The organism is Cellulomonas sp. GbtcB1 (assembly GCF_019091725.1).
In the GTDB taxonomy this organism is placed as follows: domain Bacteria; phylum Actinomycetota; class Actinomycetes; order Actinomycetales; family Cellulomonadaceae; genus Cellulomonas.
The window spans coordinates 44,538-61,150 of sequence record NZ_JAGXJG010000010.1; the positions used below are offsets into that span (position 1 = coordinate 44,538).

Here is a 16,613-nt window from a genome sequence, read left to right on the forward strand (position 1 = left end):
GCGATCTGAGCGCGGGCGGGTGCGAGAGGCGCGGAGCCCCGGGTCGGACGTGCGTCCGGGCCCGGGGCTCCGTGGCGGGGGTGCGGCGCGCGGCCGCCGGGGTGTCAGGTCAGCGGACCGACTTGATCCGCGTGATGAAGAAGGCGCCGAGCAGCGCGGCCACGATCGACACCGGGAACACCAGCCCGTAGCCGCCGGTCGCCACGACCAGGGCCGAGGTGATGAGCGGGCCGACGGTCTGGCCGGCGGTGGTCGACAGGTTGAGGATGCCGAGGTCCTTGCCGGCCTCCTCCTCGTTCGGGAGCACGTCGACGTTCAGCGCCTGGTCGACGGACGTGTAGACGCCGTAGCCGAGGCCGGCGATGCCGGCGAACAGGAACATGCCGGCGGGGGTCGGCCAGACCCACGGCATCGCGATACCGACGGCGAACAGCACGCTCGACAGCACCACGGGGAGCTTGCGGCGGCCGATCAGGTCGGAGATCGGGCCGGCGGCGACGGAGCCGACCAGCGACACGACCAGCGTGATGACGGCCATCGTGGCGATGGTGGCCGCGGACTCGGCGGTGGTCTGCCCGACGTGGTCCTGCACGATGTAGAGCTGGTACGCCATGATCATCTGGTACGAGACCAGCATGAACAGGCGGCCCGCGAAGGCCAGGTAGAAGTCGGGCGCCTTGCGCGGCGGCCGGAACGACTTCAGCAGCTCGCCGAACCCGGCGGCCGCCGGCGGCAGGTCGACGGCTGACTTCTCGCGCGGCCAGACGATCAGCGCGATGACCGCCGAGACGGCCATGAGCGCACCGCCGAGGACGAAGCCCGGCAGCGAGTTGGTGATGAACGCGGCGCCGACCAGCGAGCCGATCGGGGCGCCGCCGGCCAGGCCGCCGCCGTAGAACGCGGACATGGTGCCGCGGACCTTGCCGGGCACGCGGTCCGCGAGGACGGCGACCGCGGGGGCCAGCATCATGTTCAGGCCGACCATGCTGATGCAGTAGGACAGCGTGATCAGGCCGGGGCTGGTCAGGACGCCGATCGCGAACAGCGAGACGCCGCCGAGGACGCCGCCCCCGAGGATCCACGGGGTGCGGCGGCCGAACCGGCCGCGCGTCCGGTCGGAGAGGTTGCCGAACACGAGGTTCGACACCAGCGACACGATCGCGGTGATCGCGCTGATGGAGCCCAGGAGGGTCTCGGGGGAGTCGACGCCGATGTCGCGCAGGCGCTGCGGGAGCAGCACCGCGGCGACGATCTGCAGGCCGACGATCCACAGCAGGCCGTAGGCGAAGAACCCGGCGCCGAAGCGCAGGGTGCGTGCCCGGGTGAACGGGGCACCCGTGTCGGGGGCGATGTCGTCCCGCGTCGAGGGGGTGCCCTCGGCGGCGACCGTTGCCTGCGCGTCCATGCGAACCTTCTTCGGCGTCATGGGAGTCGGACGGCTCCACGTTGAGACGTCGTGGGCCGGCCGACGCCGGCGCCACCACTACCTACCGCTTGGTAGGTACCGCAGAAATTACGACCGGGTGGTCGGGATGTCAACTCGCTCGCCGGGACGCACGAGGGCCCCGGCCGGCGTGCGCGCGGCACACCGGTCGAGGCCCTCGGGAGAGCTCGCTGGTCAGCCGCCGATCGTGGTGCCGCCGGCGATGGTGCCCGGCGCGCCGTCGGCGTCCACGACGGCCGTGCCGGTCGCGACGACCCCCGGCTCGAAGGTCCAGTCGCCCTTCACCGTGAACGAGGACGCGCCGCGCAGCGACGGCGCGGCGGGGAACCGCTGCTCGAACTTCCCCACGGTCTTGTAGACCTTGCTGTCCAGGTCGACCAGCGGGGCCTTCTCGACCGCGAGCCGCAGCGTCGCGTCCTCGCCGAGGTCGTACGCGTCGGACCGGAGGAGCAGCAGGTCGTTGGTCGTCTTGACCGGCAGGAACCGCTCGCGGCCCACGGCGATCGCGGTCGCGCCCTCGAACACCTCGATCGCCGCGCCCATGGCCGTCTCGATCTGGAACACCTCGGGCGAGGAGGAGTCGGTCGGGTCGACGGTCTTGACGTTGCGGATCAGCGGCAGGCCGAGCACCGCGCCGCGGGCCTCCAGCGCCGCGGCGATCTGCTCCAGGTCGAACCACAGGTTGTTCGTGTGGAAGTACGGGTGCCGGTGCTCGTCGGTGAAGTAGTCCATCTCGTCCGCGGGGGTCTGCGCGGTGTCGCGCAGGATCAGCCGGCCGTCGGACTTCCGGACCGCCAGGTGGCCGCCCTTGCGGTCGGCGGCGGTGCGGCGGCACAGCTCGGCGGCGTACGGCGCGCCCGAGGCGGCGAACCAGCCGGCGATGGTCGGGTTCGGCGCGGCGCCGAGGTTGTCCGAGTTCGACACCGACGCGTACCGGAAGCCCGCGTCCAGCAGCTGCTGCAGCACGCCCGAGGCGAGCAGCGCCGTGTACAGGTCGCCGTGGCCCGGGGGGCACCACTCCAGCGTCGGGTCGGCCTCCCAGGTCACCGGGGTCAGGTCGTCCGTGCGGAGCTTGGGCTCCTGGTTCTGCAGGAAGTCCAGCGGCAGGCCGTCGACGGCCAGGCCCTCGTGCTCCGCCAGCGCGGCGAGCGAGTCGGCCTGGGTGCGGAACGAGTTCATGAGGATGAGCGGCAGGCGGGCGCCGGTCTCGGCGCGGGCGTGCTGCACCTGCTCGACGATGAGGTCGAGGAACGACTTCCCGTCGCGCACCGGGAGCAGCGACTTGGCCTTGTCCATGCCCATCGAGGTGCCGAGGCCGCCGTTGAGCTTGATGATCGCGGTCTTCGCGAACGCCTCGCGCGCCGCCTCGGGGTCGATGTCGACGTCCGCGAGCAGCGGGGGGTCGAGCAGGGGGTCGATGGTGCCCTCGGGGATGAGGCCGGTGGCCCCCGCCTCGAGCTCCCGGTAGTAGTGGGTGAAGACGTCGATCGCGGTCGGGGCCACCCCGGCCGCCGCCATCTTGTCCTGGGCCTGCCGCAGTCCGGTGTCGCTCATGGGGTCGATCCTAGGAACACCGGGTGAGACGGGGCCACACGCGCGGGCGGTGGCGCGCGGCGAGCAGGTGAACGGCGGGCGACGCGCGCTCCGCTCACGCGTCGACGACGAGGGTGACGATGCCCGAGGTGCGGCGTCGCCAGTCACCGCCCTGGCTCCACGCCCACGCGACGGCGTCGGGGATCGCGAGGAGGGGCTCCGTCGCGGCGCGGGCGTGCGTGTACCGGAGTCGGTCCTGGCACCTGGCGTGACGCGCTGCCGCGTAGAGGGCCGCGCGATCCGGCTCGACGAGGGTCTCGTCGAGCTCGAGCACCAGGTGCGTCTCGCCCCGTCCCGCGAGGTCGCGCACGAGCCGGTCGAGGCATCTCCGTCGCCGCTCTCGATCGTTCGTGCCGCGACCGACGCGGTAGATGCCCACGGTGCCCGGCGTGCTGGCGATCGTCGAGAGGATCGCCCGCTGTCGTGACGCGCGTTCCTTGACCATGTGGAGCCGGCTCTGGCCGGGGAGGTGGAGCGCCCGGATCGCGCGCCGCGCGGCGGCGGCGTCCCCGCGCCGGAGGAGCGCGACCGCCAGGACGTAGTCCGACCTCTTGCTCTCGTCCGCGAGTGCGTACGTCGTCATGCAGGTGCGGGGTGGTCGGGCGCCGTCATGGCTCGACGATAGGGAGGACGCGCCGACCCGGTCGGCGTCGTCCCCAGGCCGTCCGTCCAGAGGTGGTGGAGTGTCCCGGTTCTCACCCACATGTCCGCTCGGCGATCACCGTTGAGTCGGGCCTGATGGGCCGCTACCGTGGGAGCAGCCCGCTGCACTAGCGGCGGGAAGTGGACCCGAGACCCTTCCGGACGGTTGTGGCGCTCGGGTCTCGCGCTGTGCGGGGCCGCCCGGCTCGTCAGCCCAGCGCGCCGCGCACCGGCGCGAGCGCGCGGTCGAGCAGGTCCGGCAGCCGGGTCCGCTCCGCTCCCGCCCGGGCCCACGCCTCGACCGCCGCGACGAGCGCCCCGGCCCAGGCCGCGCCCGCCACCCGGGCGTGCAGGGGCTCGACGCCGCGGCCCGCGGCGTACGCCGCGATGGTGGCGCCGAGGTCGGCGGCGCGGCGCGCGGCCGCCAGCCGGAGGTCGTCGCCGAGCCCCATCGTGTCGGCCTGGGTGAAGGCGAGGGCGACGTGCTCGGCGGGGAGCCGGGCGGCGAGGTCGCGCAGGGCCGCCTCGACGACCTCGCCCGGGGTCGCGTCCGCCGGTCCGGCCGCGAGGGCGGCCCGCAGCGCCTCGACCCGCTCGTCGAACGCCGCCCACAGCAGGTCGGACTTCGCGGTGAAGTAGTTGAAGAATGTGCTCCGCGAGACACCCGCGCGCTGCGTGATGTCGGCGACCGAGGTGGTGGCGTACCCCCGCTCGAGGAACAGCTCGCCCGCGGCCTCCTCGAGCATCGCCCGCGAGGAGGCGTGCGGGCGCCCGGACCGGCGGGGGGCGGCGGGGCTGGGCACGCGCCCATGCTAGGCGGGCGGTGGGACCGGGATCACAGCCGGTGGGGCGGGATCCCCGCGCGACCCGGCCTATTGTTGGACGCAGTGCAATAAGCCGGTCGGTCGACGAGCCGCGACCGGACCCCGACGCCCGAGGTGGACCCGTGCCCCACGCCCTCCGTCCGACCCGCGCCCGCACCGGCGCCGCGCTGGCCGCCGTCGCCGCGCTGGCCGCCGTCGCCGCCCTCGCCCTGGCGGCGTGCACCGGCTCCGGCGGGGACGCCGACGACGCCTCGACGCCGCGGGACGGCGGCACGCTGGTCTACGCGACCGGCGACGCCGAGCCCACCTGCCTCGACCCGCACGTCGGCGGCAACTACCCGCAGGCCCTGATCAGCACCCAGTACCTGGAGCCGCTGGTCGGCCGGGACGCGGACGGCACCATCCTGCCGTGGCTCGCCAGCGAGTGGTCGGTCAGCGACGACCTGCTGACCTGGGACTTCACCCTCGTCGACGACGTGACGTTCACGGACGGCACCCCGTTCGACGCCGCGGCGGTCCAGGCGAACATCGAGCACCTGCAGGACCCGGACACCGGCTCGTCGACCGGCTACCTCGCGGTGCAGAAGGTCGAGTCCGTCGAGGTCGTGGACGCGACGCACGCCCGGTTCCACCTCACCGAGCCGGACTCCGCGCTCCTGGAGTCGCTGAGCCAGCAGTGGACCGCGATGGAGTCGCCCGCCGGCATCGAGCGCGGGACGGACGAGAACTGCGCGGCCCCCGTCGGCACCGGCCCGTTCGTCGTGGACGAGTGGGTGCCGCAGCAGCAGGTGACCCTGGTGCGCAACGACGAGTACGTGCCGCTCGACCCGCAGGCGGAGCACGACGGCCCCGCCTACCTCGACGAGATCGTCTGGCGGTTCGTCCCCGACGCGGCGACCCGGTACGCGGCGCTCCGCTCCGGCGAGGTGCAGGTGATCGACAACCCGCAGCCCGACGCGATCGCGCAGGCCGAGCAGGGCGGCGACATCACCCACGTCGACGCGCCGCGGCCCGGCTCGTCCAACCGGATCGAGCTGAACAGCGCGCAGCCGCCGTTCGACGACGTCCGGGTGCGCGAGGCGTTCGTCCGCGCGGCCGACCCGGACCCGGGCATCGAGACCCTGTTCGCCGGCACCGCGACCCGGTCGCACTCCCCGCTGTCGAGCGTGGAGCCGACCGCGTACGGCGACGAGGACCTGTTCACCACGGACACCGACCGCGCGGAGCAGCTGCTCGACGAGGCCGGCTGGACCGCCACGGACGACGAGGGCTACCGGACCAAGGACGGGCAGCGTCTGACCGTGCGGTTCCCGGTGAGCACCAACCAGTCGGTGGCCGCGGAGCAGTCGCTGTTCGAGCAGATCCAGGCGAACGCGAAGGCCGTGGGCTTCGAGGTCGTCCTGACCCCGAGCGACCTGTCAGCCTGGTACGCCGCGCTCGGCGCGAACGAGTACGAGGCCGTGTCCGCGCCCTACACGAAGGTCGGCCCGGACGTGCTGCGGATCCTCTACCACTCGGACGGCACGGTCCCGGCGCCGAGCGGCTACTTCGCCAACCACGCGCAGGTGACGGACCCGGAGCTGGACGACCTGCTGGACCGCGCCGCTGCCACGGCCGACGACGCCGAGCGCGCCGACCTCTACGAGCAGGCGCAGCAGATCGTGCTGGAGGGCTACTACATCCTCCCGCTCTACGACCAGCAGAACCACTTCCTCACCCGCGGCGTCACCGGGATGCGGACGCTCGACACCGTGTCCACGCCGACGTTCCTCGACGCCCGACTCGGGTCCTGACCGCCGTGCGCGCCGTCGCCGTTCGCCGGGCGGTCCGCCGCCCGTGGCTGCGGTGGCTGCTGGTGCGCCTCGGCGCAGCGGCCCTCGTGGCCTGGGTGGTCGCGACGGTGGTGTTCTTCGCGCTCCGCGCGGCCGGCGGCGACCCGACCGAGGCGATCCTCGGCGGACCCGGCTCCCAGGCGGGACCGGAGGCGGTCGCCGCCGCGCGGGCGCAGTACGGGCTCGACCAGCCGCTCGTCGTGCAGTACCTGGTGCAGCTCTGGCGGGTGGCGACGTTCGACCTCGGCGACTCGTACGCGCGCCGGGTGCCGGTCTCCGACCTGTTGGCCGAGCAGCTGCCCGGGACGATGCTGCTCGCGGTGCTGGCGCTCGTCCTCGCGTGGGTGCTGGCGCTCGCCGTGGCGACGCTCGCGGTGCGGGCCACCGGGCCGGTCGGCCGGGCGTGCGCGGCGGCGCTGCGCGGGGCCGAGGTCGTGGCGGCGGTGCTGCCGCACTTCTGGCTCGGGGCCGTGCTGATCGTGGTGTTCTCGTCGACGCTCGGCTGGTTCCCCGCGACGAGCAGCGGCACCGACCTCGCGGGCCTGGTGCTGCCGACGGTCACGCTCGCGGTCCCGGTCGCGGGGTTCCTGGGACAGGTCATGCGCGACTCGCTGGAGGAGGCGGCGGCGGCGCCGTTCGCCACCAGCGCGCGGGCCCGTGGGGCGTCGCCGGTGCGGGTGCTCTGGCGGCACACGCTGCGGCACGGGGTGCTGCCCGCGGTCTCCCTGTCGGGGTGGGCGTTCGGGTCGCTGCTCAGCGGGGCCGTCGTCGTCGAGACGCTGTTCGGCCGCCCGGGGCTCGGCCGGCTCCTGCTCGACGCGACGATGCAGCGGGACGTGCCCGTGGTCGTCGGGGCCGTGGTGGTCGTCGCGCTGGCGTACGTCGTGGTGATGCTGCTGGTCGACGTCGCCGAGCGGCTGCTCGACCCGCGGCTGCGGGGTGCCGCCGAGGTGCCCGGGGCGCCGGGCGGGGCGGCACCGGCCGCGCGCGCCGGGGAGCCGGCGGTGCTCGGGTGACGGCAGTGGCGGCGGAGCGGCGGGGCGCCGCGGACGACGGGCACGGCGCGCGCGGGGGCGCGGGCGGCCCGGGGGGTCCGGGACGTGCCGGGGCCGGGGGCGCGCGGTCGCGGCTGGTCGCCGGTGCCGTCGCGGTGGTGCGCGGGCTCGGCGTCCCGGGCGTGCTCGCCGCGCTCGCGGTGCTCTGGATGGCCGTCGCGGTGCTCTGGCCCGACGTGCTGGCCCCGGGCGACCCGAATGCGATCGACGCGCGCGCGGCGTTCACGGCGCCGGAGCCCGGCCACTGGTTCGGCACCGACGAGTCCGGCCGCGACGTCTACACCCGCGTCGTGCACGGCGCGGCGGCGTCGCTCGGCATCGGCGCGGCCGCGACCGCGATCGGCGTCGGCGCCGGGCTGGTGCTGGGGTTCGCCGCGGGGCTCGGGCCGCGCTGGCTCGACGCCGGGATCGGGCGGGTGCTCGAGGTGCTGTTCGCGCTGCCGACGCTCGTGCTCGCGCTGCTGCTGGTCGCCGTGCTCGGGGCGGGGGTGGAGGCGTCGGTGCTGGCCGTCGGCGCGGCGACCGCGCCGGGGTACGCCCGGATGCTGCGCGCCCGGGTGCGGTCGGTGGCCACCAGCGGGTACGTGGAGGCGGCCCGGCTCGAGGGGCACCCGCCGCTCACCGTGCTGCGCCGGCACGTCGTGCCGAACACGCTCTGGCCGCTGGTGTCGGTCGCGACCCTCGGGATCGGGCAGGCGGTGGTGTGGGTGTGCGCGCTGAGCTTCCTCGGGCTGGGGACGCTGCCGCCGTCGCCGGAGTGGGGGGCGATGCTCAACGCCGGCCGGGTGTACATCGACACGGCGTGGTGGCTGACGGTGTTCCCCGGGCTCGCGATCACGGTGACCGCGGCGGCGCTGACGGTGCTCGGCCGCCGGGTCGGGGCGGTGGCGTCGTGACGGGGCGGGTCGGGGAGGCCGGTGGGCCGGGGGCGGCGCTCGGTGAGGCCGGCGACGGCGGTGCGGGCGACGGGGTGCCGGTGCTCGACGTCGCCGGGCTGCGCGTCGCGTTCCCGGGCGGCGCCGAGGTGCTGCACGGCGTCGATCTGCGCGTGGCGGCAGGCGAGTGCGTCGCGGTCGTCGGCGGGTCCGGCGCGGGCAAGTCGGTGCTGGCGCGCACGCTCGTGGGGCTCGCGGGCGAGGGGGCGCGCGCGGACGTCCGGGCGCACCGGCTCGCGCTGCTCGGCCGGGACGCGCTGCGGTTCACCGAGCGGGACTGGCGCGCGGCGCGCGGGCGGGACGTCGGCCTGGTGCTGCAGGACGCCCTCGGCTCGCTGGACCCGCTGTGCACCGTCGGGGCCGAGGTGGGCGAGGCGCTCGCGGTGCGCCGGCCGGGTGCCGGCGGCGCGGCGGGCGCGCGCGGCCTCTCGTTCCCCCGCCGATCCTCGCGCCGCCACCCGATCGATCAGGGTGCCGCGCGAGGATCCGACGGGGATCCGGGGACGCCGCGGGTCTCCCGGGTCGACCGCGCCGAGCGGGTGCTGGCCGCGCTCGACGAGGCCGGGCTGCCCGACCCCGCGGTGCGCGCGCGGCAGCGCCCGGGGGAGCTGTCCGGCGGCATGCGGCAGCGCGCGCTCATCGCGTCCGCCGTGGTCGCCCGGCCACCCCTGCTCGTCGCGGACGAGCCCACGACGGCGCTCGACGCGACGGTCGCGGCCCGGGTGCTCGCCCTGCTCGGTGACCTCCGCGACGCGGGCACCGCGGTCGTCCTGGTGACGCACGACCTCGGCGCCGTGGCGCGGGTCGCCGACCGGGTCGTGGTGCTGCGGGACGGCCGGGTCGTCGAGGAGGGCGCCACCGCCGACGTGCTCGGTGCGCCCCGGCACGGGTACACCCGCGAGCTGGTCGCGGCCGCGCGGCTGGGCGCGGGGCCGGGCGCGGTCCCGGAGCCGGGCGCAGCGGTGCTCGAGGGCCACGGGCTGCGCCGGGTGTTCCCGCTGCCCGGCGGCGGGGCGGTGACGGCGGTCGACGACGTGGACGTCGCGGTGCGCGCGGGCGAGGCCGTGGGGCTGGTGGGGGAGTCGGGGTCGGGCAAGACGACGCTGGCCCGGCTCCTCCTCGCCGCCGACGCCCCGGACGCCGGGGAGGTGCTGCTGGACGGCCGGCCGTGGTCGGCGCTGCCCGAGCGGGAGCGGCGCGGGCTCCGGTCGGGTGTCCGCCTGGTGCCGCAGGACCCGCTGGGCACCGTCGACCCGCGGTCGACGGTGCGGGCGGTGCTGCGGGCGGCGCTCGCGACGGGGCCCCGGCCGCCCGCCCGTGCGGACCGGGACGCCGCGGCGGCCGCGCTGCTCGCGCGCGTGCACCTGCCCGCGGCGGTCCTGGACCGGCGGCCCCGGACCCTGTCCGGGGGGCAGCGGCAGCGGGTGGCGATCGCCCGGGCGCTCGCCTCGGAGCCGCGGGTGCTGCTGCTCGACGAGCCGGTGTCCGCGCTGGACGTCCAGGTGCAGGCGGCGATCCTCGACCTGCTGGTCGAGCTGCGCCGGGACACCGGCGCGGCGATGGTGCTGGTGTCGCACGATCTCGGCGTGATCCGGCGGGTGTGCGACCGGGTGCTCGTGATGAGCGGCGGCCGGGTGGTCGAGCAGGGCCCGGTGCCGGACGTCTTCGGCGCCCCGGCCCACCCCGTCACCCGCGACCTGCTCGCGGCCCGCGCGGTGTGACGCGCCGCCGAGCGCCGTCGTCCGCGCCGAGCGCGGCAGCCCGAGCCACCGCGCTCGGCGCCGGGCACCGCGCTCGGTCCGAGCCGCCGCGCTCGGCGGCGCGGGTCAGACGGTGACGACGATCTTGCCGCGGGTGTGGCCGGTCTCCAGGGCGCGGTACGCCTCGGCGGTCTCCTCGAGCGGGTAGGTCGCCGCGATCTCGACCTTGACGACGCCGCGCGCCGCGAGGTCGGCCAGGTGCGCCAGGTCGGCGCTGTCGGGGCGGACCCACACGTACTGGCCGCCGAGCTCGTCGCGGGCGCGGGCGTCGGTGATCGACGCGATCGTGCCGCCCGGGCGCAGGAGCGCCGGCGCGGTCTCGACCGCCTGGCCGCCGACGTAGTCGAGCACGACGTCGAAGCCGCCGGCAACGGCGGCGCGCGCGGCCTCGACCAGGCCGTCGCCGTACGCGACCGGCTCGGCGCCGAGCGAGCGCAGGTAGTCGTGGTTCCGCTCGGAGGCGGTGCCGACGACGCGGGCCCCGGCGTGCACGGCCAGCTGCACGGCGATCGAGCCGACCCCGCCGGCCGCGGCGTGCACCAGGACGGTCTGGCCCTCGGCGAGCCCGGCGCGGCGGATGCTCTGCAGCGCCGTGAGCCCGGCCAGCGGCAGCGCGGCGGCCTCCTCGAACGACAGCCCGGCCGGCTTCTTCGCCGCGGTCCGCACGGGGACCGCCACGTACTCGGCCAGGGTGCCGTCCTGCACGACGTCCTTGCGGGCGTAGGCCAGCACCTCGTCGCCGACCTGCAGCTCGGGGGTGTCGAGCCCGGCCTTCACGACGGTGCCGGACACGTCCCAGGCGGGGACCGCCGGGAAGTGCACGTCCATCAGGCCGCGGAGGTACCCCTCGCGGATCTTGTAGTCGACCGGGTTCAGGGACGCGGCGGCGACCTTCACGACCACGGCGTCCGCCCCGATGTGGGGCTCCGGACGGTCGACGACCCGGAGCACGTCGGCCCCGCCGAACTCCTCGTACACGACAGCTCTCATACCGGTGCGAACGGGCCGCCGGTCCGGGGCATTCCGGGCCGTGGCGCGGGTCACGGCTCATCCCGACCGGGTGGTCCGGCCCGCGACCGCCCGTCCTAGCGTGCGGGGCAGGGGCGCCGTCCGGCGCCGCCCGCCGTCCCGGCCGGATCGCCGGCCTGTCGCACGAGGAGCGTGGTGGCGGTGGAGTTCTGGTCCGACTTCTGGGACATCATCTGGTGGTTCGTGTGGGCGTTCGTCTTCATCGCCTACCTGTTCGCGCTGTTCTCGATCATCACGGACCTGTTCCGGGACCGGGAGCTCAGCGGGTGGTGGAAGGCGGTCTGGCTGATCTTCCTGCTGGTGCTGCCGTTCGTGACCGCGCTGGTGTACCTGATCGCGCGTGGGCGCGGGATGGCCGAGCGCAGCACCCGGGCCGCGGTGTCGGCGCGGAAGGCGGGCGACGCCTACATCCGGGAGGTCGCCGGCTCGGGGTCCCCGGGCCAGCAGATCGCGCAGGCCAAAGCGCTGCTGGACGAGGGCGCGATCAGCGCGGAGGAGTTCGCCGCGCTGAAGGACCACGCGCTGGGGCAGGCGCGGGCGGCGACGACGGGCGCGGACGGGACGGGCGCGCACCGCGCACCCGCCTGAGGCCGGCGCAGGCCCGGGCGCCGGCGCGGGCTCGGTCGGCGCGGACGCGCGCTCAGGCGCCGCTCGCCGGCGGCGGGCCCGGGGGTGGCGGGCCGCCCGCGCCGTCCTGCCCGTCCTGCGCGCGCCGGACCGCCGCCAGGAACTCCCGCCCCACGAGCGCCGCGAACGCGAACCCGCACACCATCTGGAGGGTCACGACCATGCGCGCGGGGCCCGTGACGGGCGTGATGTCGCCGAACCCGACGGTCGCCAGCACGGTCATCGTGAAGTAGATCGCGTCCAGCCGGTCGACGGGCTCGGTGAAGGAGCCCGGCGTCGACTCCGACAGCGAGGTGTACCCGGCGGCGAACAGCACGACGAACAGCACCGTCGCGGTCACGAAGGCCTCGATGGCGCGCAGCACCGGGTACGGGGACCGGACGACGCTGCGGATCTGCCAGCCGAGCAGCAGCACCAGCAGCGTGAGGCCGGCGACGAGCAGCACGAGCGTCGCCGGCGTCGCGCGGTCCAGCGGCCGGCCCAGGTACAGGCCGACGATCAGCGCCGTGCTGCCGACGGTGCGCAGGGCGGTGCGCAGCCGGGCGCGTCGGCCGGACGGCCGCGTGGCGTCGTGCGGTCGGGACGGTGCGGGCGGGGCCGGCTGCGCCTCCATCCGGCCATCGTGGTGTCGCTGGGGCGGTGGCGGCATCGCCCGCCGCGGGCGGTGTCGTCAGGCGGTCAGGCCGTCAGCCCGTGCGTGCTCGCGGGGGTCTCGAACCAGACGGTCTTGCCGCGCCCCGGGTGCAGCTCGATGCCCCACGCCGTGGCGAGCGCGTCGACCAGGCGCATCCCGTGGCCGCCGATCCGGCGCGCGTTGCCCGGCTTCACCAGCGGCAGCGTGGGGTCGGGGTCGGTGACCTCGACCCGGACGCAGTCGTCGTGGCACTCGGCGGTGAGGGCGATGTGCCGGTGCGCGCGGGTGTGCACGACGGCGTTGGTGAGGATCTCGCTGGTCAGCAGCTCGACGGTGCGGGCCGCCTCGGCGGTCGCGTGGCCGAGCTCGGCCTCGTGCGCGGCCCAGCGGCGGCCGGTCGCGACGGAGCCGGGCTCGGGGTCGAGCACGAGGCGGTGCGGTCGGTGGCCCACGCGCGCTCCCTCCTCGTCGTGCCCGGTCCCGGCAGGCTGGCAACAGGGTGGGGCACGGAGGCGCCGCGCGCATCCCGGACGCGGGTCAGCCGCTGATCTCCCCGGGCCCGCCCGGGTCCGGCGCCGCCGGCTCCTCGGGCGGCGGCACGACCCGCACCCGCGCGATGCGCCGGCCGTCGACCGCGGTGACCTCGACCCGGTGCCCGTCGACGTCCACGGCGTCGCCGACCTCGCCCAGCCGGCCGAGCCGCGCGATCACGAACCCCGCGACGGTCTCGTACGGCCCGTCGGCGAGCGGCACCCCGGTGAGCTCGGTGAACTCCTCGATGGTGATGCCGGCGTCGTAGGAGCCGGGCGCGCCCTCGCGGGCCTCGGCCCCCGAGGACCCGGGCATGTCGTACTCGTCGCGGATGTCGCCGACGAGCTCCTCGACCAGGTCCTCGAGCGTCACGATGCCGTCGGTGCCGCCGTACTCGTCGACGACGACCGCGATGTGCACGCCCTCACGGCGCATGGACGACAGCGACGGCAGGAGCTTGTTCGTGCCGGGGAGCACCACGATCTCGCGCATGACGTCCCGGACCCGGACGCCGGTGCGGTCGGTGGCCTCGAGCAGCTCGCGGATGTGCAGGAACCCCAGGACGTCGTCGAAGTCCTCGCCGATGACGGGGTACCGGGACCAGGGCTGCTCGCGGACCTGGTCGAGCGCGTCGGCGAGGGTGAGGTCGGCCTCGAGGAAGTGCACCTCGGGCCGCGGGCGCATGACCTCCGCGACCGAGCGGTCGGTCGCGGCGAACACGTCGCCGAGGATGCGGCGCTCGTCCTCGGGCAGGCCCTGGTGGGCGATGACGAGGTCGCGGAGCTCGGCCTCGGACATCTCCTCGCTGGTGGCGTGCGGGTCGCCGCCGAACAGCCGGACGAGCAGGTTCGTCGACTTCGAGAGCAGCCAGATCACCGGGCGCATCAGCGTGGCGAACCGGTCCAGCGGCGGGGCGACCGCCAGCGCGACCCGCCCGGACTGCTGGAGCGCGATGCGCTTGGGGACGAGCTCGCCGAGCACCAGCGACAGGTAGGCGATCACGAGGGTCAGGGCGACGAGCGCGATGGTGCCCGCGAGGCCCTCGGACACCCCGAGCGCCTCGATGACGGGCGCGAAGTCGGGGGCGATCGTGGAGGCGCCGTACGCGGCGGAGAAGAACCCCGCGACCGTGACACCGATCTGCACCGCGGCGAGGAACCGGTTCGGGTCCCTGGCGACGGACGCGACCCGCGCGCCCCGGGCGCTCTGCCGCTCGAGGTGGTTGATCTGGCTCTCGCGGAGCGAGACGAGCGCGATCTCCGTCCCGGCGAACACGCCGCCGATCAGGATGAAGAGCAGGACGAGGGCGATGTTGCCCCAGGTCTCGGAGTCCATCAGCGGCGAGCCCCCGGGCGGTCGGCGCGGGCCGTCGGGCCGGTGCGCGGGGTGGTGCGGGCTCGCCGCACGGGACTGCAGGGCTGGTCGGGAGGCGACATCGCACCATTCCAGAAACGTCCGGGGCTGTCGTCAACCGCTGGCGGCGCGGGACCCGGTGCGCACAGGACGCGCACAGCACGTCCCCGGATCGGCACGCGGAACGGCCCGTCCGTGCAGGTCGGGGTCCCTAGGCTGACGGTGCCGGCGGCGCGTCGCCCCCGGTGAGGCGGCGGACGACGGGGTGAGGCGTGTGAGGTCGGTGCGGGTCGCAGGGGGTCGGGGCGCCGCGCGGCGCGGGGTGGCGGTCGGCGTGCTGCTCGCGCTCGTCGGGACGCTGGGGGCGTGCTCGGGCGGGCCGGACGACCGGCAGCGGACCGCGGACGCCCTCGCCGACGCCCTCGCCTCGGGCGACTTCGCGGACGTCCCGCTCGACGGCGCCACCGCCGCGGAGGCGGGCGAGGCGCGCACCGCCGCGTACGCGGGCCTGGACCCGTGGCAGCCGGAGGTCGCGGCCGGCGACGTGGTGGCGGCGGACGACGACGCGGCGGCGTCGGTCGAGCTGACCTTCACCTGGGACGTCGGCAGCAGCGCCACCGCGTGGACGTACACGACGCACGCGAACCTGGCGAAGGTCGACGACGAGTGGCGCGCCCGCTGGTCGCCGATGCTGCTCGCGCCGGACCTGGCCGCCGGCGAGGCCCTGCAGGTGCACCGGGTGCAGGCGGAGCGCGCGGACGTGCTCGGCGCCGGCGACGCGGTGCTCGTGGAGTCCCGGCCGGTGTTCCGGATCGGCATCGACAAGACCCGGGTCCCGGCGGAGCAGGCGGACGGGGCGGCGCGCGAGCTCGCGGCGGCCCTCGGCCTGGACGCCGACGCCTACGCGGCCCAGGTCGCCGCGGCGGGCGAGAAGGCGTTCGTCGAGGCGATCGTGGTGCGCGCGGACGACCCGGCGTACGACCGTGGCGCGCTCTCGGTGGTGCCGGGCGTGAACATGATCGAGACCGCACTGCCCCTGGCGCCGAACCGCGCGTTCGCCCGCCCGGTGCTGGGGACGGTCGGCCAGGCGACCGCCGAGATCGTCGAGGACTCGGACGGCGCCGTCGTCGCCGGCGACCTCGCGGGCCTGAGCGGCCTGCAGGCGCAGTTCGACGAGCAGCTGCGCGGGGAGCCCGGGCTGACGGTCGTCGCGACCGCCGGCGGCGCCCAGGAGCGCGAGCTGTTCCACGTGGAACCCCAGGTGGGTGCGCCGCTGCGCACGACGCTCGACCCCGCGGTGCAGCAGGCCGCGGAGGACCTGGTGGCCACCGTGGCGGGCAGCGCGAGCGCGATCGTGGCGATCCGGCCGTCCACCGGCGACGTGCTCGCGGCGGCGAGCGGGCCGGGAGGCGGCGGGATGTCGACGGCCACGCTGGGCCTGTACGCGCCCGGCTCGACGTTCAAGGTCGCGACCTCGCTGGCGCTGCTGCGCGCCGGCCTGACCCCGGACAGCACCGTCACGTGCCCGGAGACCGCCACCGTCGACGGCCGGTCGTTCCAGAACTACCCGGGCTACCCGGCGGACGCCCTCGGCGACATCACGCTGCGGACGGCGGTCGCCGAGTCGTGCAACACCGCGTTCCTCACCGCGGCGGACACGGCGCCGCAGGAGGCGCTCGCGGCCGCCGCGGAGTCGCTCGGCCTGGTGGCGGGCGCCGACCTCGGCTTCGCGGCGACGCTCGGCGAGGTGCCGGCCGAGGCGACCGGCGGCACCGACCACGCCGCGTCGATGATCGGGCAGGCCCGCGTCCAGGCGACGCCGCTCGGCATGGCGACGGTCGCGGCGTCGGTGGCGGCCGGCGCCCGGGTCACGCCGCGGCTCCTGCTCGACGCGGCGGCGGAGACCGCGACGGCCGTGCCGGAGCCCGCGCAGCCGCTGACGTCCGCCGAGGCGGACGCGCTGCGGTCGATGATGCGCGCCGTGGTGACCGAGGGCGGCGGCGACTTCCTGCAGGACGTCCCAGGGCCGGAGGTCATCGCCAAGTCGGGCACGGCCCAGTACGGGTCGGGCGAGGACCTGCAGAACCACGCGTGGATGATCGCGGCGCAGGGCGACCTCGCGGTCGCGGTGTTCGTCGAGACCGGGGACTTCGGCTCGACGACGTCGGGGCCGCTGCTGGAGTCGTTCCTGCGGGCGGTGGCGGTGCCGGCCGCCTGAAACGCGGTGTGACCTGCGCATTCACCGGAAAGCGGCGTCCCGCCGGCGGGGTACGTGCTCGCCGCGCGTTTTGTCCGCTTTGGCCCGAGTGGGTGAAATGCGTGTTCTGGGCTGAAGTTTCCCGTCCGCCCCCTTC

The 16,613-nt window shown here is 75.9% G+C and carries 14 protein-coding genes; 6 read left to right on the plus strand and 8 right to left on the minus strand.

The window, feature by feature from the left end:
- Positions 1-109 precede the first annotated feature (109 nt).
- The 4 genes from KVT14_RS05650 to KVT14_RS05665 all read right to left on the minus strand — a co-directional run bounded on the left by KVT14_RS05650 (position 110) and on the right by KVT14_RS05665 (position 4,482).
- Positions 110-1,405 carry an MFS transporter gene (locus tag KVT14_RS05650; protein WP_217614782.1) on the minus strand — a complete coding sequence of 432 codons (1,296 nt, stop codon included), beginning with the start codon at positions 1,403-1,405 and terminating at the stop codon, positions 110-112.
- Between the two features lie 213 nt (positions 1,406-1,618).
- Positions 1,619-2,998 carry a UTP--glucose-1-phosphate uridylyltransferase gene (locus KVT14_RS05655; protein ID WP_217614783.1) on the minus strand — a complete coding sequence of 460 codons (1,380 nt, stop codon included), beginning with the start codon at positions 2,996-2,998 and terminating at the stop codon, positions 1,619-1,621.
- Between the two features lie 94 nt (positions 2,999-3,092).
- Entirely contained in the window at positions 3,093-3,620 is a 528-nt protein-coding gene (locus KVT14_RS05660; protein WP_217614784.1) for a hypothetical protein, read from the minus strand.
- A 268-nt stretch (positions 3,621-3,888) separates the two neighbouring features.
- Positions 3,889-4,482, minus strand: a complete 594-nt coding sequence (locus KVT14_RS05665) for a helix-turn-helix domain-containing protein (protein WP_308160907.1) — start codon at positions 4,480-4,482, stop codon at positions 3,889-3,891.
- Between the two features lie 143 nt (positions 4,483-4,625).
- Between KVT14_RS05665 and KVT14_RS05670 the strand changes: the two genes are divergently transcribed.
- The 4 genes from KVT14_RS05670 to KVT14_RS05685 all read left to right on the plus strand — a co-directional run bounded on the left by KVT14_RS05670 (position 4,626) and on the right by KVT14_RS05685 (position 10,046).
- Positions 4,626-6,296 (plus strand): ABC transporter substrate-binding protein, encoded by a 1,671-nt coding sequence (locus KVT14_RS05670; RefSeq protein ID WP_217614785.1) that lies wholly within the window; start codon positions 4,626-4,628, stop codon positions 6,294-6,296.
- A 5-nt stretch (positions 6,297-6,301) separates the two neighbouring features.
- Positions 6,302-7,351, plus strand: a complete 1,050-nt coding sequence (locus KVT14_RS05675; RefSeq protein WP_308160908.1) for an ABC transporter permease — start codon at positions 6,302-6,304, stop codon at positions 7,349-7,351.
- Between the two features lie 188 nt (positions 7,352-7,539).
- Positions 7,540-8,286, plus strand: a complete 747-nt coding sequence (locus KVT14_RS05680) for an ABC transporter permease (RefSeq protein ID WP_217614837.1) — start codon at positions 7,540-7,542, stop codon at positions 8,284-8,286.
- Positions 8,283-10,046, plus strand: a complete 1,764-nt coding sequence (locus KVT14_RS05685) for an ABC transporter ATP-binding protein (RefSeq protein WP_308160909.1) — start codon at positions 8,283-8,285, stop codon at positions 10,044-10,046. The genes KVT14_RS05680 and KVT14_RS05685 overlap by 4 nt, the downstream gene beginning before the upstream one ends.
- Before the next feature lie 105 nt (positions 10,047-10,151).
- Here KVT14_RS05685 and KVT14_RS05690 read toward each other — a convergent pair whose 3' ends face one another.
- A complete protein-coding gene (locus KVT14_RS05690; protein ID WP_217614786.1) occupies positions 10,152-11,075 on the minus strand; it encodes an NADP-dependent oxidoreductase in 924 nt (307 codons plus the stop codon).
- Positions 11,076-11,255: 180 nt separating this feature from the next.
- Here KVT14_RS05690 and KVT14_RS05695 point away from each other — a divergent pair, with 180 nt between their 5' ends.
- Positions 11,256-11,702, plus strand: a complete 447-nt coding sequence (locus KVT14_RS05695; RefSeq protein WP_217614787.1) for an SHOCT domain-containing protein — start codon at positions 11,256-11,258, stop codon at positions 11,700-11,702.
- Positions 11,703-11,754: 52 nt separating this feature from the next.
- On the opposite strand, the gene KVT14_RS05700 is transcribed toward KVT14_RS05695, so the two are convergent.
- From KVT14_RS05700 to KVT14_RS05710, 3 genes are all read right to left on the minus strand, one after another.
- Positions 11,755-12,354, minus strand: coding sequence for a potassium channel family protein (locus KVT14_RS05700; RefSeq protein ID WP_217614788.1), 600 nt, complete (start codon positions 12,352-12,354; stop codon positions 11,755-11,757).
- Positions 12,355-12,419: 65 nt separating this feature from the next.
- The gene (locus KVT14_RS05705) at positions 12,420-12,827 is read right to left on the minus strand and encodes an ATP-binding protein (protein WP_217614789.1); all 408 of its coding nucleotides are present in this window, start codon (positions 12,825-12,827) and stop codon (positions 12,420-12,422) included.
- A gap of 85 nt (positions 12,828-12,912) precedes the next feature.
- Positions 12,913-14,241 (minus strand): hemolysin family protein, encoded by a 1,329-nt coding sequence (locus KVT14_RS05710; protein ID WP_217614790.1) that lies wholly within the window; start codon positions 14,239-14,241, stop codon positions 12,913-12,915.
- A 301-nt stretch (positions 14,242-14,542) separates the two neighbouring features.
- On the opposite strand from KVT14_RS05710, the gene KVT14_RS05715 reads away from it, so the two are divergent.
- On the plus strand, positions 14,543-16,477 hold the full coding sequence (locus KVT14_RS05715; protein ID WP_308160910.1) for a penicillin-binding transpeptidase domain-containing protein: 1,935 nt from the start codon (positions 14,543-14,545) through the stop codon (positions 16,475-16,477).
- Positions 16,478-16,613 lie beyond the last annotated feature (136 nt).

Excerpts from the sequence above, each read along its gene's own strand:
- KVT14_RS05650 (WP_217614782.1), bottom strand. The coding sequence starts at position 1,405 with ATGGACGCGCAGGCAACGGTCGCCGCCGAGGGCACCCCCTCGACGCGG.
- KVT14_RS05655 (WP_217614783.1), bottom strand. The coding sequence starts at position 2,998 with ATGAGCGACACCGGACTGCGGCAGGCCCAGGACAAGATGGCGGCGGCC.
- KVT14_RS05660 (WP_217614784.1), bottom strand. The coding sequence starts at position 3,620 with ATGACGACGTACGCACTCGCGGACGAGAGCAAGAGGTCGGACTACGTC.
- KVT14_RS05680 (WP_217614837.1), top strand. The coding sequence starts at position 7,540 with ATGGCCGTCGCGGTGCTCTGGCCCGACGTGCTGGCCCCGGGCGACCCG.
- KVT14_RS05690 (WP_217614786.1), bottom strand. The coding sequence starts at position 11,075 with ATGAGAGCTGTCGTGTACGAGGAGTTCGGCGGGGCCGACGTGCTCCGG.
- KVT14_RS05700 (WP_217614788.1), bottom strand. The coding sequence starts at position 12,354 with ATGGAGGCGCAGCCGGCCCCGCCCGCACCGTCCCGACCGCACGACGCC.
- KVT14_RS05710 (WP_217614790.1), bottom strand. The coding sequence starts at position 14,241 with ATGGACTCCGAGACCTGGGGCAACATCGCCCTCGTCCTGCTCTTCATC.